Source organism: Lentilactobacillus parafarraginis DSM 18390 = JCM 14109 (assembly GCF_001435895.1).
Lineage (GTDB): Bacteria > Bacillota > Bacilli > Lactobacillales > Lactobacillaceae > Lentilactobacillus > Lentilactobacillus parafarraginis.
In genome coordinates, this window is sequence record NZ_AZFZ01000249.1 from 1 (window position 1) to 211 (window position 211).

A 211-nucleotide genomic window follows, 5' to 3' on the forward strand; every position below is an offset into this window, starting at 1 on the left:
AATCGAGCGGCTTTAAATGCCGTGCTCTGGCAACTCAAGGTCGGCTCACCCTGGCGAGACTTGCCTACCGAGTTTGGTTCTTGGAAAACCGTTTATAGCCGGTTCCGAAAGTGGACGGATAGTGGTCTCTTCGAACAGATCTTCAAAATCATTTGTGAGGACGACGATCCCGACATGGAGAATGTCAGCCTGGACTCGACGACTATTCGGG

1 protein-coding gene is annotated in these 211 nt (G+C 51.7%); it reads left to right on the forward strand.

Annotated elements, in window-relative coordinates:
* Window positions 1–211 (forward strand): transposase (locus FD47_RS14920; RefSeq protein ID WP_156404188.1); only part of this gene is annotated, 211 nt, incomplete at both ends.